This is a genomic window from Nocardia sp. NPDC020380 (assembly GCF_044386975.1).
GTDB lineage: Bacteria > Actinomycetota > Actinomycetes > Mycobacteriales > Mycobacteriaceae > Nocardia.
Genome location: NZ_JBIRVQ010000002.1, coordinates 688540 through 711310 on the forward strand (window position 1 = coordinate 688540; position 22771 = coordinate 711310).

Consider the following 22771-nt stretch of genomic DNA (forward strand, 5'->3'; position numbering starts at 1 on the left):
GTCGATAGCGTGCCGGGACACAGGCAGTGCGGAGGACAAGACGTGGATACATCCCGGCCCGGCGGCGGGTTCGATTTCGACTGGATCGTGGTCGGCAGCGGATTCGGCGGCGCGGTGAGCGCATTGCGGCTCGCGGAGAAGGGATACCGGGTCGGCGTGCTCGAACAGGGCCGCCGCTTCGCCGACGCCGACTTCGCCGAGAAGGCGACGCAGCTGCGGAAGTTCCTGTGGCTGCCCGGTCTCGGCTTGCGCGGCATTCTGCGGCTGGCCCCCTACCGGCATGCCATGGTGCTGGCGGGGGTGGGTGTCGGCGGCGGCAGCCTGGTGTACGCGAACACCATGTACCAGCCCCAGCACGATGACTTCTACCGGCATCCGCAGTGGGCCGGATTGGCGGACTGGCGTGCGGAATTGGCGCCGCACTTCCGGACCGCGACCCGGATGTTCGGCGTCGAGACCTATCAGGGCGATCGGCCGGTGGACGGGCTCATGCGCGAGCTGGCGACGGAACTCGGTGTGCCCGAGGGCTATCGGCGCACACCGATCGCGGTCTACTTCGGCACGCCCGGAAAGACGGTCCAGGACCCGTATTTCGACGGCGCGGGCCCGGTACGGACCGGATGCGTGCACTGCGGGCAGTGCATGCTGGGCTGCCGCTACGGCGCGAAGAACAGCCTGCCGAAGAACTACCTCTGGCTGGCGGAAAAGGCCGGGGCCACCGTGCTTCCCGAGCTCAAGGTGTCGGATATCGCGCCGCTGGGCGATGACGCCGGAGCACACGGCTACCGGGTGCGCGCACACCGGCCCGGGCTGGGGCGCGGTCGTGCACGGGAATTCACCGCGCGTGGCGTCGTGATCGCGGCGGGAGCGCTGGGCACCAACGAACTGCTCGCCGCCTGTAAACGCCGGGGTTCACTGCCGAACCTGTCGGACCGGCTCGGAGAAATGGTGCGCACCAACGACGAATCCATCCCGGCCGCCTCGACCACGCGACCCGACGCCGACTACCGCAGCGAGGTCGCGATCACCTCGAGCATCTTCCTCGACGAGCACACCCACCTCACCAACAACACCTACGGCGACGGCGGTGGCCTGCTCGCCCTGTCCTACGGACCCGTCCCCACGGCTCGCACGCGCTGGGGACGCCTGGGCCAGTTCCTGCGGGACTACCCGATCTACCTCTTCGGCCTGCTAAGGCACGGGAACTGGTCGCGCCGGACGATCATCTTCACCGTAATGCGCGGCACCGATGTATCCCTGCGCCTGCGCCGGGGATTCGGCCCCGGCCGCCTGCGGACAGAGGCCGCGAGTACGCCGCCGCCCGGAGCATCCGCCGTCGACACCGCGCGGCGAGTAGCGGCACTGGCCGCGAAACGCATGAACGGCAGTCCCCTGGCCGCCCTCGCCGAAACCCTCGGCTCCGCACCCATGACCGCACACTTCCTGGGCGGTGCCGTCATCGGAGCAGACACCGATCATGGCGTGATCGACCGCCACCACCGGGTTTTCGGCTATCCCGGCCTCCTCGTCTGCGACGGCTCGGCGGTGCCCGCGAATGTGGGCGTCAACCCGAGCCTGACGATCTGTGCCATGACCGAAGCCGCCATGGCACAGGTCCCACCCGCCCCCGCGTGCTGAATCCACCACCGCGATCGACCGAAAGCACCGTAGGAGAATCGAATATGGCAGCGACGTTCTACGACCGGCTCGCGGGCCCGCCGGCCCGGGCCGCTGTGGAGCTGCATGCGCTGAGCACGGTGATTCGCGCGGGCATGGTGCCGTTGGATCCCACCCTGCCCGCGGCCTTGCGGGCCATGGCGGCATTCGGCCCGATCGGCGGCGGTATCACGGCCGCGGCCTTGCGATTCGGCGATCGGGTCGGTCTGGTGGACGAACTCGGGTCGCTGACCTTCACCGAACTCGACCGGCGTTCCAATGCGCTCGCCGACGCGTTCCGCCAGCGCGGCATCGGCCCGGGCACCGGGGTCGGAATCCTGTGCCGCAATCACCGCGGATTTCTGGACGCCACCTTCGCATGCGCCAAATCCGGTGCCCGGGCGCTGTATCTGAACACCGACTTCTCCGGCCCGCAGGCCGTTCAGGTCTGCGAGCGCGAGGGCGTCGAAGCGCTCGTTCACGACCAGGAATTCGAATCCGTGGTGGCGGAGGTGAATTGCCCGAAGGGCCGCTTCGTCGGCTGGGCCGACGGGGCGCCGGGCGCGGAGACACTGGAGGCGCTCATCGCGCTCGGCAGCACCCGCACACCCGAGCGCCCGCGCAGACCCGGCTCGGTGGTGATGCTGACCAGCGGAACCACCGGCACGCCCAAAGGCGCGCCACGCCCGCAACCGAAGTCCTTCGCGCTGCCGGCCATGGTGCTGGGCAATGTCCCGCTGCGCGGGGGACAGGCGGTGTACATCGCTCCGCCCATGTTCCACGCCTGGGGATTTCTGGGTTCGGTGCTGGGTATCGGCGTGGGCGCCACGCTGGTGACCCGGCGGCGATTCACGCCCGCCCATCTGCTCGAGACCGTGGCCGGACAGGACAGCACGGTCTGGTGGGTGATCCCGGTGATGCTGAAGCGAATTCTCGACCTGGGCCCGGAAGAGCTCGGCCGGCACGATCTCGGGCGGCTGCGGGCCATCGCGGCCAGCGGCGCGCAATTGGAAGCCGTCCTCGCGCGGCGGGTGGCCGATCGATTCGGTGACGTGCTCTACAACTTCTACGGCTCCACCGAATGCGGGTACGCCGCCATCGCGGATCCGGTGGATCTGCGCCTGGCCCCGGGCTGTGCCGGCCGCACCCCGTTCGGCGTCACCGTCCGCATACTCGACGCCGAGGGCCATGCACTGCTGCCAGGTGCGAAGGGCCGCATCTTCGTCGGCAATACGGTGCAGTTCACCGGCTACACCGGCGGCGGAACCAAGGAGATGATCGGTGGATTGATGTCCTCCGGGGACATGGGCCATTTCGATGCCGCCGGAAGGCTCTTCGTGGACGGCCGCGATGACGACATGATCGTCTCGGGCGGCGAGAACGTCTTCCCCCAGGAGGTCGAGGAGCTGCTGGCCGGACTCGCCGGGGTCGCCGATGTGGCGGTGGTGGGCGTCGATGATGCCGAGTTCGGAAAAGCGCTGCGTGCGTTCGTTGTTCGCCGTCCGGGCACCGACCTGGACACCGAGGCGATCCGTGCGCACGTCCGCGTGAATCTGGCCCGCTACAAGGTCCCCCGCACGGTGACCTTCCTGGACGAGCTACCTCGTAACCCGTCCGGCAAGGTCCTCAAACGCGTGCTGCGCGAGTGGGATTCAGTCCTGGATGAGGTCGGCGATCAGCACCGGGACTAGGCGCGTGTAGCGCCGCACCCGATCCGGCAGGTCCACCGCGTCCGCGGCGTCCACCACCCGTGGACCGGTGAAGGTGCGGGTGCGGTGGCGATAGGTGGCTTGTCCGCCGCCCGCTGCGATTACGTTGCGGACCCAGTCGGATTTGCTGCCGTACAGCAGCGGCACGATCAGTAGTTCGCGGTCGTAGTGTGCGACCACGGGGGTGACGAACGGCTTGCCGGATTTCCGGCCCTCATGGTGAATCACGCTGTAGGGACGTACTTTTCCCGCACAAGTTCGGGTGATCGGATTGGTGACCCGGCGGTTGAAGCCCGCGAGCCGAGCCGGAGTGATGCCGTCACCGCTGAGTTCGTCGCGTACCCAGCGCAGCGGGCCGCGCCGCCAGGTTTCCGGCTCCGGCTCGATGCCGAAGGTGTTCAGGGTCATGGCGAGCATTTCGTAGTGGCCGACCAGCATGCACAGGTCCACCAGTTGCGCGTGCGAAAGGTGCTGTGCCAGCGCCTGGAAGGTCGGCTCCGCGATGACGCGCTCGGCGTGCAGGTCGTCCACCGCCCGGAGCAGCAGGCGTTGCTGTTCGCTCCAGCCGTCGGCCTCGGGACCCGCCGTGACGCGCTCCACGGTCGGCAGCGACAGGCCGCTGAAGCGTGCCGCGTAGACGTGGTGGTGCCATTCGTAGCGCGCTCCGACATTCCACGCGGTACGCAGGGTGGCGAGCTCACAGTCGACCCGGGACAGCTTGCTGCCGACCACGATTCGCAGGCCGAAGGGGGCGTAGGCGAGAGCCAGGGCTCCGCTGCTGCCCATGATCTCGAGCAGCTTCACCCGCCTGCCGCCGCCGATCAGCCCGCCGGCGCGCGCGATCAGCCAGGTCAGGGTGTTCGTCTTGCGGAACCGGCCGAGACCGGGCAGGCGTTCGCCGGCCGCGCCGCGCCAGTGTGGCGCGGCGTCGGTGGGGGCGGCGACATCGATTTCGAGTGTCACGGTGGGTCCTTCGGGGGTGGTGCGGTTCATCCGGCGGTCCGGTCGGTGAAGTCGGCGATGGCCACGCCCACCGGGTCGGGGCTGCCGTCGTTCTGGGTTTCGGCGCCGGCGAGGGTGTCGATATGGGTGTAGTTCGGGACCAGCACCCGCTGGAAATGCGGTGCGACCGGGATGAGGGAGGCCGCGATGTCCTGGGCGTCCAGGAAATCCTTGACCACGCTGCCGGTGCCGTTGATCGTGATCATCGGCTTCTGCATGACCTCGGCGTTGTATCGGATATTCGACAGCGATCCGGTGCGGCTGCCCGCCAGGGCGAGGAAGGTGTCGTAGAGTACGCGGGTCGGGAAGTACCATTCGGTGAATCCCAGGGGGCCGCTGACCATTCGGGCGAAGTCGTCGATATCCACCACCTCTTTGGACGGGTCGGTATAGAACGTGGTCGGCGTGTTGCGGTAGTCGTCCCAGGTGTAGAGGGTGGCCGGGTCGACCGGGCCGACCCGCTTCTCGTGCCCGATCACGCCGCCCACGCCGAGACCGATCAGCGGGATGCGCTGCAACCCGTCCGGCAGCGGAAAGGTCTTCTCCTGCACCGGGCCACCCGCCAGCGCGCCCAGGCTCACCTGATCGAGGCCGATGTTCATGCCGTTCTTGCTGAGGAGCTGGCCGAAGGCCGCACGATTGGTGAACCGGAAGTCGCGTAGATTGTTCGCGCCGGTGAGTGCGTCCAGCCAGGTGCTCGCGCCACCGACTCGGAAGGTGCTGTCCAGCCCCCAGGTGACGGGAAGCCGCTTCAGCACATCGGATTCGGCATCGGGCTCGAACTGCGCGGCCAGGCCCAGGATGGACAGGGCATTGAAGGTCTGCGGATTGAAGATCGGGATGAGCGCATTGTCGGCCGGGGCCAGGCCGAACTTCAGCAGGGCCGTCGAGATCGCCTCGGGCAGTGCCGATCCCAGCGTGCTGAGCTGACTGAAGAGCGGATCCACCTTCAGGCCCACCGGATCGGCGGTCACCAGGGTATCGAGGGCGACGAATCCCGCGCACTGGTTGTATCCGGCGTCCTCGCGATTGCCGGTGAAATCGGTGGCCGCGAACAAGCCGGTGAGCAGACCGCCCTGGGAATGCCCGCCGCACAGGGTTTTCGTCTGCCGGAAGTGCCGATCGGGTAGTTCGCGGGTGAGGATCTCGTTCTCGTCCTGCGAGGTCTGGGCGACCCCGAAGTCCGCGCCCATCTTGTCGCCCCACAGCCCTCGCCAGCCCGGGAACTGCTTGCCGCCGATCTCCTTGTGGTTGTAGTAGTAATCGACGGCGATCCGGTAGTCGCCCGCGGCGCGCGCCGCATCGATGCCGGTGTCGTCCTGCTGGCAGACCCCGCGGCGGGCGAGTGACCACCATTCGGCCTGCTTGCCCTTGGCGGCCAGGTCGTGCAACGTATTTCGCGCCACCCGGTCCATCGAGTAGGCGCTGCCGGTCGCGCCGGGCTGCATGACGAGCACCGCGTCGGCCCGTCGCGGATCCTCGGGGCCGCCGGTGAGCCGGTAGCGCAGGTAGCTGATCTTGTCGCACTCCGGTGGGTGCGGGCCCGCGGTGGGCAGCATCGGACTGTCCAGGGTGATCTCCCGGACCTCGATACCGCCCCAGTTCTCGACGACTCGCTCGGTGCGGCCGGGGGTTTCGGTCTCCGCGGCGGCGGTGGCGCCGGTGGCCAGATAGCTCGAGGCGGCCACGGCCGCGGCGGTGAGCGCGGTCAGGCCGCGGCGGCGGGTGGGGGATCCCATCGATGTGTTGTCTCTCTTCTCGCGGCAGGGTCAGTTGACGAAGCGGAAGCAGGTGCGCTGACCGGCGTCACCCGGGCGGGCGGCGCGGTGGCAGACCATGGCGTAGTCGCGGCCCGGGTGCTGGGAGAGGTAGTTCCAGATGGTCAGGTTCGAGTGCAGCGGGACCACTTCCTGGGTGCCGTCTTTCAGATAGAAGGTCATCTCGCCGTCCGCGCCGCCGGCGTCACCGAGTTTCAGGTCCGCTAGCCAGCCGAGGGTGAAGATCGGAAGATCCGGGCTGACATACCAATTGCCCGCGTCGTAGGTCGTCCACTCGGGGGTCAGATCGGTGTGCTTGAAGTCGAATCCGGCGATATTGATGGTGAAGTCGACCGGCGGCAGCCAGCCCGCGCTGGTGGTCAGGCCGGGCGGCAGGGGAGCGGGTTCGTTCACGGCGGGCGGCAGGGGAGTGTCGGCCAGCGCGGGTGCGGCCGGGACCGCGGCCAGGGCGGCCAGCGCCGCGCCGAGGACCATGCGGCGGGTGAAAGTCGAAGTCATGGCGGAACTTTCGTCAGTCGTTGGGGAAGCGCAGGCAGGTGCGGGTCAGGTACGGATCGGTGGTGACTTCACCGCAGACTTCCGCGTAGTCCCCGGCGGGGCGGCTCGCGGTGACGGCGTAGACGATGGGGAGACCGCAGGTTTGTCCTATCGGCACGAGTTCCGGGGTACTGCCGTCCTTCGGATAGAAGACGTACCGGCCGGAAACGCAATGTCCCCCTGCGGTTGTGGACAGCACGCCGAGGATGCCGGGCTGGATCGCCGGGGTGAGGGTGGCGATATCGCCATCGAACAGCGCACCCGCCGGGACGGTCGTGAAGTGGTTGATGCTGGTGCCGCCGAAGCTCGTACCCCACGAGAGGGTCGCTTCCATGGCATGCGCCTGCGGTGCGCCCAAGGTGACGGCCAGTGTGCCGCCGGCCACGGCGAGCCCGGCCGTGATCCTGCTTTTCATCGATCCTGCTGCCCTTCATCGGGATTGAGCGGAATGCGGTTGCGCAGCACGGCCACGGATTCGGAGAGCATGCTCATGGAGATGAGGTCGTCGTGGCGGTCGTTGTCCAGGCGCGCGGCCTCGGCGGCCTGCGAGCCGAGCCCGACGGTGTGCTGTTCGACGTAGCTGAAGGTGCGATCGCCGTTATTGCGGTAGATCATGGCCGTGGACGGCGCATACTGTTCGACCGCGACATCCATGCGGCCGTTGCCGGTGAAGTCTCCGACCGCGACGGCGCACGGCCCGATGGGACCGAACGTCATCTGCGGTGGCCCGAAATTGCCGTGCCCGTCGCCGTACATGACCGAGAAGCTGAAGGTCGCGACATTGGCGGAGACGACATCGATATTGCCGTCGCCGTCCATGTCCACGGCTTTCAGATCCTCATCGGGCAGCGGCAGGAAGTTCCAGCGTGGCGGCAGGAAGCCGCCGTGGTGATCGTTGAGCAGCACCCAGAATCCGGTGGTGCCGAGATCGCCGGTGATGATGTCGGCGTAGCCGGAATTGGTGAGATCGGCGGTCAGGACCGTCGACCGGATCAGACCCGCCGCGAGCCATTGCGGATCGGCGAAATGGCCGGTGCCGTCGTTGTGCATGACGCCGATCGCGCCCGGTAGGGGGACGAGATTGTTGAACGCGATATCCAGGTGTCCGGTGTGGTCGAAATCCGCGAGCTGCACGCCCACCGGCAGACCGCCGGTGCGGTAGGTGACGTTCGGATTCGGGTCGCGCGAATACTTGCGGTCGACGGTGAAGTGGCCGTTCCCGTCATTGAAGAGCACGGTGATGCTGAACTGGTTGCTCACCACCAGATCCAGATTCCCGGTGCCCCGGAGGTCGCCCGCCACCACGGCATTCGCGCCGATCTCGGTGGGAATGAACTGGGTGCGCTCCAAGTGGCCGTGCCCATCGCCGCGCAGGATGGCCACACCGCCCGCCACCCCGGTGGCCGCGACGGACTGATTGCCGTCATGGAAGAAATCACCGGTCGCCATGGTCTGCGAGCCGTATCCCGAGCCGAGTCCGCCCGCGTAGTACTCCACGGAGTCCTCGAACACCGGATTCGGTCCGGTGGAACCTGTTGCGCTGGAACCGGAGTCCGGCGCGGCCGTCGCCGTGGCGGGCAGGCTCATTCCGGCCAGTGCGAGCGCCGCGGTCAGGGCGCCCGTGGCGAGCAACGTCTTGTGTGTCCACATGTGTTGTTTCCCTGTCGAATTCGCGCGAGTCACTGCTGCGGAGTGCAGTCGTGCCAGCCCGGACTGCTGGTGAGGTTCTGGATGAAGATCTGCGGGCGCAGCACCTGTTCGAGGGTGGCGCGATCCGGGATGGTGACGCACAGACTCGGGCCGTCATGACCTTGGGGCGCGTATTCGGTGGCGACCGCGCGTGAGAGCCCGTCGGTCGGCTGCCGCAGGGCGTCACACGCCGCCTGATCGGTATCGGCGCGGCCGTAGCAGTTGAACCAGGCCATGGCGTAATGCACCGACAGCGCGGGCGATTTCGCATTGTGTGGCACGCCGAGCCAGTTGATGGAGTCGCCGTGGCTGCCGCCCTCGTAGGTGACCGTCATCATCGGGGCGGTGCTGCGCGGATCGCGCCGCTCCATGTCGTAGAGATCCTTGGTGCCGATCGGGCCGTCGGTGGCCGACAACACCGGATTGGGGATGATCAAACCGTTCTCGTTGAGACCGGGTATATCGAAATCCGCGGACTGATACTGCACGGCGGCCGAAGCCGGCGCCTGGGTGAAGCCGGACATACCCACGAACGAGTCGACCTTGGGGATCGGGCGCCCGTCATAGCCGTGGCCCTGATCCTGCCAGCGTAGATACGACGACATTCCGATCGACCCGACGGACTGGCCCCACAGATTGATGTGATCCAGATCCAGCAGGTCCAGCCACGGATTGCGCTGATTCTCCCCGGCCGGTGCATAGGCGGGGTTGATCCGCACCAGGCGCGGATTCTGCAACCGCAGCAGATTGCCGACCTCGTTGTTCAGATCGCTGATCGGCGTGATGTCCTGGCCCGCAACCCATCTGGTGACATCCTGCGCGTCCAGGCAGGAGCCGGGGGCGAAGCAACCCCAGGACGCCAGCAGTGGTGTGATCAGGTCCAGGGCGTTGCCGTCGCTGGCGGGCTGCCCGGCCTGCGCGAAAGTGAAGCTCACGAAACCGTCGCGGGCCGCGCCCTCGGCGTACATGCCGACATCGCTCTGATGTTCGCTGGCGCCCGGGAATCCGATTGTCACCGGGTACTTTTCGGCGCCCGGATGATCCGGGTCGACGCCCGCGGGGAAGAACACCTTGCCCGCCAGGGAGATGCCGCGGGCATTGATCATCCGGAACTTCTTCACCGTGCCCAGCTTGAAATCCGCGCCGGAATCGCCCGGCGCGCAGGAGCCGTCGGTGGTCTCGAACCACACGCTGCCGTCCGGGTTGTTGCACGGCATCCGGAATTCGGCCTCGGCGTATTGCGGATCGTCGTAATCGTCGTCGTGGGTCTGATCGTCCGCGTCCGCGACGCCGAACTGCCCGTTGTGATTCCAGTCCGGGATGTAGGCCGGGTGCGTCGGCAGGCTGAGACCGAAGGGCGCGACATGGGTCAGCGCGTCCCAGAACTTCTGCGCCGCGGCGAGCGCTCCCGCCGCGCCCTGCGGGGTATGCCAGGTCTCCGGTCTGGTCAGGTCGACGAACGGCTGCGCCAACCGGCCCACATTGGTGAGAATGCCTGCCTTGACGAAGTATTCGAGCTGGCCGGGCGTCAGCGCGTCGACGAAGGTCCCGGTGAACACCTGCCCGATCTCGGTGAACAGATACGACGGATCCGGCGGCTGCGGCGCGGGATAGGGATCGGCCTGCGCGGGCGCGGCGGCAACGCACCCGCCCCAGGCGAGAAGCACTGCCGCCGGCAGCGCGGCCAGACCACGGATACGACGGGTTCTACGCATGTCCGAATTGAAGTGGCTGGGAGATCCGATCGGCAGTTCGCGGACGGCCAGGAGTTTGACAATTGCCGACAAGCACGCCTCGGCTGCTAACGAAACCGGATGCGCCCGCGGCGGCAAATGCGAACAACTCGGCGGATCCACCACCGGCGCCGGCGACTCCCGGCGGCCAAAGCCAGGGCATGGACGGCCGCCCCCTGCCGAAACCCGCCGCGGCAGTGCTGATGTCGGGCTTCGATCCCTTTCAATCCCTGACCGGCTAGCCGACCAGGTCCGATCGTTTCGAGCCGGTGACCTTTGTGCGCGGCAGCCGGCCGGCTCGCGACCAGCCCGTCAGCCGGTCACCGGTCACGGTGACATCGAAATCGAGGTCGAGGCGCATGGGTCTGGTGACCGATTGACGCCAGGTCGCATGATTTCCGGATTCGGTTGTCTCAATGGTGATTTCGTGTAGCTGTACGGTCTCGCCTTTGCCGGTGGCGGTGCCTCGGACAGTGCCGTCGGAGTCGGTGAACGTGTAGACGATAGCGAGTGAGCCGATCGGTGTCCGGAGTGTCAGGTCCCAGGTGCCCACGATGCTCATGCGGCGCGTCCCGTGCCGGTCCATACGGTTCCGCGCCGCTCGTATTCGAAGAGGGCCTCTACCTGCAGGCAGACACGTGGTCCGTATCGGCGTTCGAGCAGGTACAAGGCGAGGTCGAGCCCGGAGGTGACGCCGCCGGCCGTGACCAGATCGCCGTCGTCGACCACCCGGGCGCGAACGACATTCGCGCCGGTCGCGTCCAGTACGTCCAGGCCGAGTGCGTGGGTGGTAGCACTGCGTCCTTCGAGCAGTCCCGCCATCGCCAGGCCGAGAGCCCCGCCGCACACGGTCGCGACGACGATTTCCGGATTGTCGAATGCCTTGCGCAGTATAGGAATCAGATCCGTCTCGCCCATTCGCGCGAGCAGAACGGGGATGGTATCGACGCCGGCGTCGGGGTCGCCATCGACGGGCCCCGATGCGCCCGGCACAACGATGTACCCCGGTTTCGCCGGATCGAGTCGCGCGGTCGCATGCATCACCAGCCCACGCGTGCCGCCGGTCACGGCTCGCGCGCCCTCCGCCGACACCAATTCCACGATCAGTTCTCCACCGGCGAAATCACTACCCGCGCAAAGCACTTCGAACGGGGCGACTACATCCAATGGATCGAAGCCGTCGAACAATACGATCTGGGCATGCATCCGGTCCCTCTTCTTTCTGGTGGCTGTCCGTTGCTGGACGCTGTCCATGCTGTCGCGAGCAGAACCTTGCCGCGAGTGGCTGGAACGCCAAGGTTCAACTGATTCTGGCCACGCCGCTCGAATATGCCGTGACAGCTGACCGATGCCGGCGGAGGGCATACGCTCGAAACAGCACCATCGGAGTTGCCTCGCGCAGCACGCGGAATCGGCGTGCCACAGGCGAAACGAGAGAGGTGCCCGATGTCGGAGAACAATGCGAGCCCGCAGCGTGTCGTGATCGTCGGTAGTGGATTCGCCGGCTTCACCTGTGCCCGGAAGCTGGTGCGGCTGCTGGCGAAGGCCGATCGGGACATCGAGATCGTGCTCGTCACGCCCACCGATTACCTGCTCTACACGCCGCTCTTGCCGGACGTGGCCGGCGGGCTGATAGACGCCCGGTTCGTCACCATCTCGCTGCCGGATACGCTGCCGCGGGTCCGGCTGGTGATCGGGAAGGCCGAATCGGTTGACCTGCAGGCCAAGACGGTGACCGTCACCCACGAGACGGGCCCGGATCGGGAGCTGTCCTGGGACCGGCTGGTGCTGACCCCGGGTTCGGTGACACGGTTGTTCGACGTCCCCGGCCTCACCGAGCACGCGCGCGGTCTGAAGACCGCGGCCGAAGCGCTGTACCTGCGCGACCATTTCCTGCGACAGCTCGAATTGGCCGATAACGAAGAAGATCCCGAGGTCCGCGAGGCCCGCCGCACAGTTGTCGTGGTCGGGGCTTCCTACGCCGGTACCGAACTCATATCCCAGTTGCGCGCGCTCGCCGACGCTTACGCCGCTCGCCGGGGCTTCGACCGGACCCAGATCCGTTTCCTGCTGCTCGATACCGCCGAGCGGGTCATGCCCGAGGTCGGTGAACGCCTCGGCGACAAGGCATTACACGTCCTGCGTGACCGGGGAATCGATATCCGCCTGAAGATGTCGCTGCAGAAGCTGTCGGAGCGCGAGGTCGTGCTGACCGACGGCACCGTGGTGCCGACCTACACCGTCGCATGGGTGACCGGAGTGACCGGAGCGCCCATGCTGAGCAACCTCGGCCTGCCGCTGGAACGCGGCCGGTTGACCGTGGACACCTCATTGCGGGTGCCCGGGCATCCCGAAGTCTTCGCCGGCGGTGACGCGGCCGCGGTACCGGATGTGACCTCCCCGGGAAAGATCACCCCGCCGACCGCACAGCATGCCACCAGGCAGGGTAAGGCGCTGGCCCGAAACGTCGCCGCCAGTTTGGGTTTCGGCCGCGCCAAGCCGTACAAGCACCGCGATATGGGCCTGGTGGTGGACCTCGGACCGGGTTTCGCGGTGGCGAATCCGCTGGGCGTGCACCTGTCCGGCCTGCCGGCCAAGGCGGTGACCCGCGCCTATCACACCTACGCCGTATCCAGGGGCGTCAATCGCTGGGCCATCATCCTCGCCTACCTGACCAATGCCGTGATGCCGCGCCCATTGTCATCGCTCGGCCTGGTCGGTTCCGAGGAATCCGGCTTCGTCGGCAGTGAAGGAATCCCCCGGCAGTCCTGAAAGTACCCGCCGTCCGGTTCGCATCAATACACTGTCCCGTGGACTCCTAGATGGGAGGGCGGGACGCTGGACACGCTGTGGACCTTCATCGTCGATCATCGGCAGCAGTTGCTGACGGATTCGTATCTGCATGTCTCCGCGGTCGTGCAATCGATGCTGATCGCGACGGTGATCGCGGTGGCGATCGGGATCGCGGTGCATCGCAGCCGATGGGGGTCGGCGCTGGCCACCGCGGTGGCCAGCATCATTCTCACGGTGCCGTCGTTCGCGTTGCTGGGCTTGCTGATTCCCGTGCTGGGGCTCGGCGTGCGGCCGACCGTGACGGCGCTGGTGCTGTATGCGCTGCTGCCGATCCTGCGCAATACGATCATCGGGCTGGCCGGGGTGGATCCCGCGGTGGCCGATGCCGCGCGCGGGGTGGGCATGAACCGGGTGCGGGTACTGATCGGCATCGAATTACCCCTGGCCTGGCCGTCGATCCTGACGGGCATGCGGGTCAGCACCCAGATGATCATGGGCATTCTCGCCATGGCCGCGTATGCGAAGGGGCCGGGCCTGGGGAATCTGATCCTGTCCGGCCTGGCACGGCTGGGCAGCCCCACCGCGGTCCCGCAAGCGCTGACCGGCACCGTGCTGATCATCGTGCTGGCCCTGCTGCTCGACGCCGTGCTGGCCCTGGTCGGCCGGCTCACCACCCCGAGGGGGATTCGTGACTGAAACCGCCACCGCGGGAAACGATTCCACGCAGGAGCCGCGCGGCGCCGAGATCGTGCTGGACTCGGTGACCAAACGGTATCCGGGACAACGGGATCCGGCGGTCGAGGAATTCTCGATCACCATTCCGGCCGGTGAGATCGTGGTGTTCGTCGGCCCGTCCGGCTGCGGCAAGACCACCACCATGCGGATGATCAACCGGCTCATCGAGCCGAGCTCGGGCACCATCACCATTGCCGGTCGCGATGTCACCCGCGAGAACCCGGATCGCCTGCGCCGGCAGATCGGCTACTCGATCCAGCAGGCCGGACTGTTCCCGCATCAGACGGTGGCGCGCAATATCTCGACGGTGCCGACCCTGCTCGGCTGGGATCGCGCGCGCGTCGCGGCGCGGGTGGACGAGATGCTCGAATTGGTCGGCCTGGATCCGGAAACCTTCCGCCGCCGGTATCCGCGGCAGCTCTCGGGCGGGCAGCAGCAGCGGGTCGGCGTCGCGCGGGCGCTGGCCGCGGATCCGCCGGTGTTGTTGATGGACGAGCCGTTCGGGGCGGTCGATCCGATCACCCGCGGGCTGCTGCAGGACGAACTGCTGCGGCTGCAGGCCGAGCTGCACAAGACGATCGTGTTCGTCACCCACGATTTCAACGAGGCGGTCAAGCTGGGGGATCGGATCGCGGTGCTGGGCAATCGATCCCGGCTGCTGCAATACGACACACCCGCCGCGATCCTCGCCGCTCCCGCCGATGACACCGTGGCCGGTTTCGTCGGCGCGGATGCCGCCCTGAAACAGCTCACGCTCACCCGGGTCGAGGATGTCGAGCTCGGGCAATGCCCGACGGCCGCGGTGACCGACGAGATCGCGCCGCTGCGTGCCGCGCTCGCGGAACGGGAGTGGAAGTGGGGTCTGGTGCTCGACGCTCAGCGCCGCCCGCTGCGCTGGGTATCGGCCGAGCAGCTGGAGCAGGTGGAATCGTTGCGGGACGCGGGATTACCGGTCACCGGCACGGTGGCGCTGCGGTCCTCCTTGCAGCAGGCCCTGGAGACGCTGCTCGCGGAGAGCACCGCGAACGCCGTCGTCACCGGTCGCCGCGGCGAGTACGCGGGACTGATCACCATCGACACGCTCGTCGCGCACCTGTCCGGCATGCGGGCCGAAAGCGCCGGAGCCACAAAGAATCCGGGCGAGCGAGCTCCGGGGGAGCAGCCATGACCACGCCGACCACCGAGCGCCGCGCCGACCTGATCCGGCTACTGGTCCAGCCGCTGCTGGCCGTGGCGCTCGCGGCCGGGGTTCTGGTGTGGGCGTTCGATCGGCAGCTGAACGCCACCCAGCAGGCCAGCGTGAACGCCACCAACATCATCACCGCCACCCGCCAGCACGTGGTGATCACCGCGACGGTCGTCGCCATCGTCATCGTGGTCGCGGTGCCGCTGGGCACCTTGCTGACCCGGCCCCGATATCGCAGGCTGGCACCGCTTTTCGTGGGCATCGCCAATGTGGGTGCGGCCGCCCCGGCGATCGGGCTGATCGTGCTGTACTACCTGCTCACCCAGCAGACCGGGTTCTGGGTCGGGGTGGCGCCGATCGCGTTCTACGGGCTGTTGCCGGTACTGCGCAACACCATCCTCGGCTACCAGCAGGTCGACCCGACACTCGTCGACGCCGGCCGCGGACAAGGCATGTCCGCGCTGACGGTCTTGCGCCGCATAGAGTTTCCGCTCGCCGTGCCCTACATTCTGGCGGGCCTGCGCACCTCGCTGGTGCTGGCGGTGGGGACCGCGACCCTGTCCTTCCTGGTCAGTGCGGGCGGGCTCGGCATTCTCATCGATACCGGTTACAAGCTGCGCGATAACGTCACGCTGTGGGTCGGTGCGCTGCTGGCGGTGGCGCTGGCACTGCTGGTCGACTGGCTGGGCGCCTTGGCCGAGCAGTTCCTCGGCCCGCGAGGTCTGCGATGAGAGTGCGATGGGGAGCGGTGCTGGCCGCGATCGGCCTGCTGCTGGTGGCGGGATGCGGGCTGGAATCCGGTGGCGCCGTGCCCTTGCACGTCGGGCCCGGCAGCATTCGTCCCGTGCCGCAGTTGAAGGGGGTAGCGATCACGGTGGGCTCCAAGGACTTCACCGAACAGAACATCCTCGGCTACATCATCGAATTCGTCCTCACCGCGGCGGGCGCGCAGGTGCGTGACCTGACCAATATCACCGGCTCGAACAGCCTGCGCGACGCGCAGTTACACGGCCAGGTCGATATCGCCTACGACTACACCGGCACCGGCTGGATCAACTACCTCGGCAACGAAACCCCGATCCCCGACTCGGAGAAGCAATTCGAGGCCGTCCGCGCCGCCGACCTGGCCGCGCACGGCATGCTGTGGGCGGATATGGCGCCGATGAACAACACCTATGCCCTGGTGACCAACGCACCGAGCGCCCAGCGCACCGGGACGAAAACCCTCTCCGACTACGCCCGTGCCGTGAACACCGATCCGAGCAGCGGCGCCACCTGCCTCGGCACCGAATTCAGTGTGCGCCAGGACGGTTTCCCGGGCATGGCCCGCAAATACGGCATCGACGTGGGCAAGGTCCACAAGAAGATCATGGACGACGCGCTCGTCTACACCGCCACCGCGAGCGGCTCCTGCCAATTCGGCTCGGTCGCCACCACCGACGGCCGCATCCAGGCGCTGAACCTGAAGATCCTCGACGACGATCTCGGCTTCTTCCCCAAATACAATGCGGCACTGGTGATGCGGAAATCCTTCGCCGACGCGCACCCGCAAGTGGCCACGGTCCTGGAACCGATCTCGCGCCTGCTGACCAACGAAACCATCACCGGTCTCAACCGCAAGGTCGACCTGGAGGGCCGCGATCCCGCCGCCGTCGCCCGGGAGTGGCTGGTATCGCAGCACTTCGTCACGGATTGACACGTTTGAACAGGCCGAATGGGGTTATGCCCGAGATAACGGGCTGTTCCGCAGGCCGAGGGAGGTCACCGTGAACCCGATCGACAACCCACCGAGCGAGAGCCTGGCGTATCCGCACCAGGCGGAGCATCCGCAGCCCGAATCCGGCCCCGTCCCACCGGCGCCGGTCGAGCCGCCACCCATCCAGCCCGCTCCCATCGAGCCGCCGCTACCGGCCAAGGTCGAGCGGACCCGGGCCGGCAGCATCTGGGTGAGCCTGAGTATGGGCGGCGTATTCCTGGTGATCCTGCTGATATTCGTCGTCCAGAACACGACCAGCGTCCGCTTCGGCTTCCTCGGCTGGCATTTCGTGCTCCCGGTCGGCGTGGCCATTCTGGTCGCCGTCGGTGTCGGACTGCTCGTCATGGCCGTGGCCGGCGGAGTCCGGATCATTCAGCTCCGCCAGGCCTTCACCCGCCTGGCGCGCACGCGCCGCGCGCATTGAACCGTCTAGCGCAGGCCACCGCCTCGATTGCGGATCACTCGAATGTCCTCGGCCATCCGGAACATGGCCATGAAGAACTCGAAGATGACCCGGTACAACGCCACGACGATGAAGAAATAGAGCGGGCACGCGATGACCAGCGTGAAGATGCCGACCACGGGGTTGAGCTCGAATCCGAACACGAGCATGCCCAGCGCGCCGAGCCCGGCCACGACCATCACGAGTATGTACAGGACCTTGATGACCCGTGGCGTGACGAAGGAACTGAAACTGAAGTCGAACAGCGAGGCGAAGAACCCCTTGGGCGAGGTATCGAATCCGTTGCTGCCGAGTGGGGGCTGGAACGCCGGGTTACCGGGAATACCAGGTCCTGGCGGTGGCTGAAAGGTCATGAGCATCGTCTCCTCACGTTGCTAGAGACGCCCGCCTAAAGCGTGACACAGTCGTCGGCACAGCGGCGGAACAGCTGTGGCAGGCCTCTGACATCCCGTGCCAATAGCACCGCCCCGGTTACGCTGGCGGGCATGCGCTTCGGATTCAAAACCTCACAGCAGAACACGACCTGGGCCGACATGCTCGCCGTGTGGCGGGAGGCCGACGACATCGAAATCTTCGAATCCGGCTGGAACTTCGACCATTTCTATCCGATCTTCTCCGATTCGACCGGACCCTGCCTGGAAGGCTGGATCACCCTCACCGCGCTCGCGCAGGCAACCCGCCGGCTGCGCATGGGCACCTTGGTGACCGGCATCCACTACCGGCATCCGGCCGTGCTCGCCAATATGGTGTCCACCCTGGACATCGTCTCGGACGGCCGCCTCGAACTAGGCATCGGCGCGGGCTGGAACGAGGAGGAATCCGGCGCCTACGGCCTCGAACTCGGCAGTGTGCGCGACCGCAGCGACCGTTTCGAGGAGGCGTGCGAGGTACTGGTCGGCCTGCTGTCGCAGGAGACCACCACCTTCCAAGGCAAGTTCTACGAGCTGGCCGAGGCCCGCAACGAGCCCAAGGGCCCGCAGCGCCCGCACCCGCCCATCTGCATCGGCGGCAGTGGCGAGAAGCGCACCCTGCGCACCACCGCCCGCTTCGCGCAGCACTGGAACTTCGTGGGCGGCACTCCCGAGGAATTCGCCCGCAAACGCGATGTGCTGCATGCCCATTGCGCCGATATCGGCCGCGATCCCCGCGAGATCACCCTGTCCAGCCACGTCCGGCTCGGCGAGGACGGCGCTTTCGGGCCGGTCGTCGATCAGATCGCCGGCTTGGCCGCCGAGGGTCTCGACCTGGCCATCGTCTACCTGCCGACCCCGCACACCCCGAAGATCCTCGCCCCGCTCGCGGAAGCCCTGGCCCCGCTGGCCTGATCTCATTGCGGCAGGACGTATTCGGTAGGCGCGGTGTTATCCGACGCCCGGGCATGATCCGGCATCGTGGATCATGCCCGGGGGTATCCCGAGTCGTCAGTGTCAGTTCGAGGGGCCCTCGGAGATGGAGCCGGCCGGGATCGTGCCGCTTCCGCCCGGCGGGATCTGGGCGATCGAGGGACCCTGGCCGCAGGTGGTGCTCGTGTAGACGTACACGGTCTGGTCGGACTGGTTCGAGATGGCCAGCGGGATAGCCGTATCTTCCGAGACGAAGCAACCCGAGGGATCGTTGTACTGCGCGCCACTGACCACCACGTAGTTGCCATCCGCCTGGGCGGGTCCGGCCAAGAGGATGGTGGCGCCGGCGGCAGCCGTAGCCGCGAGTACTCCGATGAGTCGTTTCATGTTCAGCCTTTCGTGATGGGCGGTGATCTGATCCGGAGACGTGCCGGTAGGCCGAGTTCGGATCGGGGCATTTCGATCACCTAGGTGTGCTGGCTCAGTAAAGCCCGTGGTTCACGAGGAGTCCGAAATACCTCTGCCTCACAGGGTGGCCGATTCGGGACTTCCCTCGCATGAGAATCCGTAGAACTCGCTGCGCCACACTATATTTATATGATTTCCGGGTCCGCCGCCACGCGTACGAAGAATGATCGGACAGCGTGCCCGGCGGAGGCGTCTAAAAGGTAAAAAGGACAAAAGCGACATTTGTGTCGTTGATCAATTCATGGTGTCGAGAGTGTTGCTCATAGTTCCGATGCCCTCGATGTGAGAGTTCAGCGTCGCACCCGGAGTAAGGAATCGTTGCGGCTGCCGGGCCATTCCGACACCGGCGGGGGTACCGGTGAAGATGAGGTCGCCGGGCAGAAGCTGGACAATCGAGGAGAGGTAGGCGATCAGCTCCGGAACTGATCGGGTGAGATCGCGGGTGCGGCCGTCCTGCAGGATCTCGCCGTCGAGATCGCAGGACAGGGCGAGGTCGTCGGGATCGCCGAATTCGTCGACGGTGACGACCGCCGGGCCGATCGGGGCGAAGCCCGGATAGGACTTGCCGAGCGAGAACTGGGGGACCGGTCCCGAGAGCTGGATCGCGCGCTCGGAAAGGTCCTGGCCGACAGTCAGGCCCGCCACGTGACTCCAACCGTCCTCGGGTCGAACGTCCTTCGCGTGCCGTCCGACGACCACGACCAGCTCCACCTCCCAGTCGACCTTGTCGCTCGGCAGGCTGACTCGGCTGTAGGGCCCGGTGATGCTCGAGACGAACTTGGTGAAGACCGCCGGAGTGGGCACGGCTTCCTGGATGCCCGACTCGCTCGCGTGCGCCTGATAGTTCAGCCCGATACCGAACACCTGGGCCGGGCGGACCACCGGCGGGCCGACGCTCTCCGGCGTGAACGGGATCGCCTCGCCGAGAGGTTGCTGCTGTCCCCACTCCCGGAACTCGTCCCAGTGCGCGAACACGACACCGGGATCCGATGCGAATCGCCCATCACTGGCCTTCTCGACATCGAGCGCCTTGTCGCCGTCGATGAGGCTGAGCCTGCCGTTGATGTTCCCGAACCGCATGGGTTGTCCTGCTTTCTGTTTGGAGGGGAAGGGACTGAAGGAACGTCGCGGGTTCACAGCCTGTAGGTGCAGGCCGCGACCTCGCCGAGGATCAGCGCGCGATCGGCGGTGTCCAGACCGTCGAGGGTCGCCAGGGTCGTGCGCCACACCGTGCGATACGAGGCGGCGGTCAGGGTGAAGGGCCAGTCGCCGCCGAACATCAGACGGTTCGGGCCGAAGACCGACAGGGCGTGATCGATATACGGCTGCCAGCGGGCCGCGGTGACCTCCGCGCCGGAGACCGTGGCCAGGCCCGAGATCTTGGCCACCACATTGGGTTCGGCGGCCGCGGCCGCGAGAAGATCCGCCCACGGCTGCCATTCGGCGGTGGCGATCGGGGGCTTGCCCAAGTGATCGAGGACCACCGTCAGCGCCGGATGCGCGGAGGCGATGATCGGGACCTGGGCGAGCAGATCGGGGCGTTCGGCGACGGCATCGAAAACCAGTCCGGCCTCGGACAATTGGTCCAGTGACTCGGAAACCTCCGGGCGCAGCAGCCAGTTCGGGTCGGGGTCGCGGTGAATCATGTGCCGGACGCCGGCGAACTCGGGACGCCGCGCGAGCGCGGGCAGGGCGGCCGCGACCTCCGCCGGGCGATGCAGTGGCAGCCAGCCGACTACCGCGGTGGGGCGTTTCGCGTGTGCGGCCGCCGCCAGCAGTGCGTCGTTCTCGGCGAGTGAATCGGAGGCCTGGACCAGTACGGCCGCGTCGACACCGTGCTCGGCGAACTCCGGTTCGGCATCGCCGAGCGTGTACGTTCGATATAAAACATCCGATGTATCTGTGAGCCAGTCGTATTCGACGTGGGATTTTCCACCACCGATCGTCCAAATGTGGACGTGGGCGTCTACAGTCATCGGAGGCATGATGTCACATCCTCGACAGAAGGAACCAGGTGTCGGTCACCGACGATGCGATAGCGAAGATCAAGGCGATGATCGTCTCCGGCGACCTGAAGCCGGGCTCGCGGCTGCCGCGCGAAGCCGACCTGGCCGCCGAACTGGGGGTCTCGCGCAACTCGCTGCGCGAGGCGGTGCGGGCGCTGTCGCTGGTGCGCATCCTCGACGTGCGGCAGGGCGACGGCACGTATGTGTCCAGCCTGGAACCGAATTCGCTGCTCGACGCCATGAGCTTCCTGCTGGAATTCCATCAGGACGATTCCGTGCTCGACATCCTCGGCGTGCGCCGCATTCTGGAACCGGCCGCCACCGCGCTGGCCGCCCGCCAGATGGGCGATGCCGAGATCGAGCAGCTGCGCACGCTGGTGGAACCACCCAGCCACTCGGTCACCGACCTGGTGGCCCTCGATCTGAGCTTCCATGCCGCCATCGCGGCCGCGTCGGGCAATAAAGTGCTTGCCTCGCTGCTGGATTCGCTGTCGATGCCGACCACCCGGGCCCGCATCTGGCGCGGCATCACCGAAGAGGGCGCCTTCGAACGCACGGTGGCCGAACATCGCGGCATCTGCGACGCCATTGCCGCCCACGATCCGGAGCTGGCGCATGCCCGCGCGCTGGCGCATGTCGGGGGCGTCATGGAGTGGCTGCGCATGGCGGCGGGCTGAGCGGGACGTCAGCGGCATCGATCGAGTTCGTCCCAGAGAGATTGTGGCACAGTCACTTTCAGCATCGCGACGGTGTCCTCGACTTCTGCCACGCTGCCCGCGCCGATGACAGTGCCGCCGATCGCGGGATGCCTGCCGGGGAACTGCAGGGCCGCGGCACGCAAGGGGACGTCGCAGGCGGCGCAGAGTTCGGCCATCGTGCGAGCTCGTTCGATGATGTCGCGTGGGGCCGGGCGATAGTCGAAGGTGGCCTGCCGCTGCGGATCCGCGAGAATGCCGCTGTTCAGGACGCCGGCCGCCAGCACGTGGATGCCGCGGCTCTCGCACTCGGGAAGCAGTTCGGCCTCGGCGCGACGATCCAGCAGGGTGTAGCGCCCGGCGATCAGCACGACGTCGATCGGGGATTCGCGGACGAAACGCAGGGCTACGTCGACATGGTTCACGCCCACGCCGATTCGTGAGCACACGCCCTCGGCGCGCAATTCGGCGAGCTCCGGGACCATTTCGGCCAGCGCCTGCGGCTGGTGGTTGTCCGGGTCGTGGACCAGCAGGGTGTCGATCCGCGACAGCCCGAGCCGGGCCAGTGACTCGGTCACGGACTGGCGGGTCCCCGCCGCCGAATAGTCGAGCCGCCGTGAGCGTTTCGGCGCGCCGTAGAAGTCGTCGGTGCCGTCCGATGCGGCGGGGTCCTTGTAGAGCAGCCGGCCGACTTTGGTGGAGACCGTGAACTCTGTCGGATCGGCTCGTCCGCGCAGAAACTGTCCGAGGCGTTCCTCGCTCTGCCCGGCCCCGTAGTGCGGTGCGGTGTCGAAGGCCCGAATACCCGCTGCCCAAGCCGCTTCCAGGGTTGCCTGGGCGGCGGTGGCGTCGACGGCGCGGAACAATCCCGCGTATCCGGCGCCGCCGAGCACGATCTCCGTCATATCGGTCACAGCTGCCACACCACCGGTAATGCCGCCGTCGTGCCCGCGGCCGAATAGTCGTGGGCGGTATCCAGGTACTCGTCCATGCGGGCCTGCCATGCGATATTGACCGGCAGCTCGGCCAGTTCGGCGAGCAGCTTCTCGTACGCATCGCAGTCGATCACATGGAACAGGTCCGTGCCGCTGCGCCAGATCGTCCACGAGGTGGCGCCCGCGGCGCGGATGGCCGCGACCAGTTCGGCGGGCACCTCCCGATGCGCCGCCTCGTAGTCCGGCTCCGCACCCGGTTTCAGCTTGGTGTGCAAGGCGATTCGCAT

24 protein-coding genes are annotated in these 22771 nt (G+C 67.1%); 10 read left to right on the forward strand and 14 right to left on the reverse strand.

Translation table 11 applies throughout. The features are described 5' to 3' along the window. Window positions 1-42 precede the first annotated feature (42 nt). The gene (locus ACH438_RS07030; protein WP_397002110.1) at window positions 43-1638 is read left to right on the forward strand and encodes a GMC family oxidoreductase N-terminal domain-containing protein; all 1596 of its coding nucleotides are present in this window, start codon (window positions 43-45) and stop codon (window positions 1636-1638) included. Window positions 1639-1682: 44 nt separating this feature from the next. Further along, entirely contained in the window at window positions 1683-3347 is a 1665-nt protein-coding gene (locus tag ACH438_RS07035; RefSeq protein WP_397002112.1) for an AMP-binding protein, read from the forward strand. Here the strand turns inward: ACH438_RS07035 and ACH438_RS07040 are convergent. From ACH438_RS07040 to ACH438_RS07075, 8 genes are all read right to left on the reverse strand, one after another. After that, window positions 3309-4328: a nitroreductase family deazaflavin-dependent oxidoreductase gene (locus ACH438_RS07040; RefSeq protein WP_397002114.1), complete on the reverse strand. Its 1020-nt coding sequence runs from the start codon at window positions 4326-4328 to the stop codon at window positions 3309-3311. The two genes, ACH438_RS07035 and ACH438_RS07040, sit on opposite strands and share 39 nt — an antisense overlap. Before the next feature lie 26 nt (window positions 4329-4354). Next, window positions 4355-6106, reverse strand: a complete 1752-nt coding sequence (locus tag ACH438_RS07045; protein WP_397002116.1) for a hypothetical protein — start codon at window positions 6104-6106, stop codon at window positions 4355-4357. A gap of 30 nt (window positions 6107-6136) precedes the next feature. Beyond that, window positions 6137-6643: a hypothetical protein gene (locus ACH438_RS07050; RefSeq protein ID WP_397002118.1), complete on the reverse strand. Its 507-nt coding sequence runs from the start codon at window positions 6641-6643 to the stop codon at window positions 6137-6139. Between the two features lie 13 nt (window positions 6644-6656). Continuing rightward, on the reverse strand, window positions 6657-7097 hold the full coding sequence (locus tag ACH438_RS07055; RefSeq protein WP_397002120.1) for a hypothetical protein: 441 nt from the start codon (window positions 7095-7097) through the stop codon (window positions 6657-6659). After that, window positions 7094-8332, reverse strand: coding sequence for an FG-GAP repeat domain-containing protein (locus ACH438_RS07060; RefSeq protein ID WP_397002122.1), 1239 nt, complete (start codon window positions 8330-8332; stop codon window positions 7094-7096). Before ACH438_RS07060 ends, ACH438_RS07055 begins: the two co-directional genes overlap by 4 nt. 29 nt (window positions 8333-8361) lie before the next feature. Continuing rightward, window positions 8362-10086: a hypothetical protein gene (locus ACH438_RS07065; RefSeq protein WP_397002124.1), complete on the reverse strand. Its 1725-nt coding sequence runs from the start codon at window positions 10084-10086 to the stop codon at window positions 8362-8364. Between the two features lie 256 nt (window positions 10087-10342). Continuing rightward, the gene (locus tag ACH438_RS07070; protein ID WP_397002126.1) at window positions 10343-10666 is read right to left on the reverse strand and encodes a hypothetical protein; all 324 of its coding nucleotides are present in this window, start codon (window positions 10664-10666) and stop codon (window positions 10343-10345) included. Further along, window positions 10663-11310 carry a DJ-1/PfpI family protein gene (locus tag ACH438_RS07075; protein ID WP_397002128.1) on the reverse strand — a complete coding sequence of 216 codons (648 nt, stop codon included), beginning with the start codon at window positions 11308-11310 and terminating at the stop codon, window positions 10663-10665. The genes ACH438_RS07070 and ACH438_RS07075 overlap by 4 nt, the downstream gene beginning before the upstream one ends. A gap of 240 nt (window positions 11311-11550) precedes the next feature. Between ACH438_RS07075 and ACH438_RS07080 the strand changes: the two genes are divergently transcribed. The 6 genes from ACH438_RS07080 (at window position 11551) to ACH438_RS07105 (ending at window position 16998) form a co-directional block, all read left to right on the forward strand. Beyond that, entirely contained in the window at window positions 11551-12876 is a 1326-nt protein-coding gene (locus tag ACH438_RS07080; RefSeq protein WP_397002130.1) for an NAD(P)/FAD-dependent oxidoreductase, read from the forward strand. Between the two features lie 66 nt (window positions 12877-12942). Then, complete coding sequence (locus tag ACH438_RS07085) at window positions 12943-13593, forward strand: ABC transporter permease (protein ID WP_397002326.1); 651 nt, start codon at window positions 12943-12945, stop codon at window positions 13591-13593. Then, window positions 13586-14800, forward strand: coding sequence for an ABC transporter ATP-binding protein (locus ACH438_RS07090; protein WP_397002132.1), 1215 nt, complete (start codon window positions 13586-13588; stop codon window positions 14798-14800). The genes ACH438_RS07085 and ACH438_RS07090 overlap by 8 nt, the downstream gene beginning before the upstream one ends. Further along, window positions 14797-15549 (forward strand): ABC transporter permease, encoded by a 753-nt coding sequence (locus tag ACH438_RS07095; protein ID WP_397002134.1) that lies wholly within the window; start codon window positions 14797-14799, stop codon window positions 15547-15549. Before ACH438_RS07090 ends, ACH438_RS07095 begins: the two co-directional genes overlap by 4 nt. Further along, window positions 15546-16514, forward strand: a complete 969-nt coding sequence (locus tag ACH438_RS07100; RefSeq protein WP_397002136.1) for a glycine betaine ABC transporter substrate-binding protein — start codon at window positions 15546-15548, stop codon at window positions 16512-16514. The genes ACH438_RS07095 and ACH438_RS07100 overlap by 4 nt, the downstream gene beginning before the upstream one ends. Before the next feature lie 70 nt (window positions 16515-16584). Further along, complete coding sequence (locus ACH438_RS07105) at window positions 16585-16998, forward strand: lipopolysaccharide assembly LapA domain-containing protein (RefSeq protein ID WP_397002138.1); 414 nt, start codon at window positions 16585-16587, stop codon at window positions 16996-16998. Window positions 16999-17003: 5 nt separating this feature from the next. Here ACH438_RS07105 and ACH438_RS07110 read toward each other — a convergent pair whose 3' ends face one another. After that, entirely contained in the window at window positions 17004-17390 is a 387-nt protein-coding gene (locus ACH438_RS07110) for a DUF4282 domain-containing protein (RefSeq protein ID WP_397002140.1), read from the reverse strand. A gap of 132 nt (window positions 17391-17522) precedes the next feature. Here ACH438_RS07110 and ACH438_RS07115 point away from each other — a divergent pair, with 132 nt between their 5' ends. Further along, window positions 17523-18362, forward strand: a complete 840-nt coding sequence (locus tag ACH438_RS07115) for an LLM class F420-dependent oxidoreductase (RefSeq protein WP_397002142.1) — start codon at window positions 17523-17525, stop codon at window positions 18360-18362. Between the two features lie 102 nt (window positions 18363-18464). Here ACH438_RS07115 and ACH438_RS07120 read toward each other — a convergent pair whose 3' ends face one another. The 3 genes from ACH438_RS07120 to ACH438_RS07130 form a co-directional block, all read right to left on the reverse strand. Continuing rightward, the gene (locus ACH438_RS07120) at window positions 18465-18767 is read right to left on the reverse strand and encodes a hypothetical protein (protein WP_397002144.1); all 303 of its coding nucleotides are present in this window, start codon (window positions 18765-18767) and stop codon (window positions 18465-18467) included. 315 nt (window positions 18768-19082) lie between these two features. Continuing rightward, window positions 19083-19928, reverse strand: a complete 846-nt coding sequence (locus tag ACH438_RS07125; protein WP_397002146.1) for a fumarylacetoacetate hydrolase family protein — start codon at window positions 19926-19928, stop codon at window positions 19083-19085. A 53-nt stretch (window positions 19929-19981) separates the two neighbouring features. Continuing rightward, on the reverse strand, window positions 19982-20824 hold the full coding sequence (locus ACH438_RS07130; RefSeq protein WP_397002148.1) for an amidohydrolase family protein: 843 nt from the start codon (window positions 20822-20824) through the stop codon (window positions 19982-19984). A 38-nt stretch (window positions 20825-20862) separates the two neighbouring features. On the opposite strand from ACH438_RS07130, the gene ACH438_RS07135 reads away from it, so the two are divergent. Beyond that, window positions 20863-21531 carry a FadR/GntR family transcriptional regulator gene (locus ACH438_RS07135; RefSeq protein WP_397002150.1) on the forward strand — a complete coding sequence of 223 codons (669 nt, stop codon included), beginning with the start codon at window positions 20863-20865 and terminating at the stop codon, window positions 21529-21531. Between the two features lie 8 nt (window positions 21532-21539). On the opposite strand, the gene ACH438_RS07140 is transcribed toward ACH438_RS07135, so the two are convergent. Continuing rightward, entirely contained in the window at window positions 21540-22454 is a 915-nt protein-coding gene (locus ACH438_RS07140; protein WP_397002328.1) for an aldo/keto reductase, read from the reverse strand. Between the two features lie 5 nt (window positions 22455-22459). Further along, the gene (locus ACH438_RS07145) at window positions 22460-22771 is read right to left on the reverse strand and encodes an L-rhamnose mutarotase (RefSeq protein ID WP_397002152.1); all 312 of its coding nucleotides are present in this window, start codon (window positions 22769-22771) and stop codon (window positions 22460-22462) included.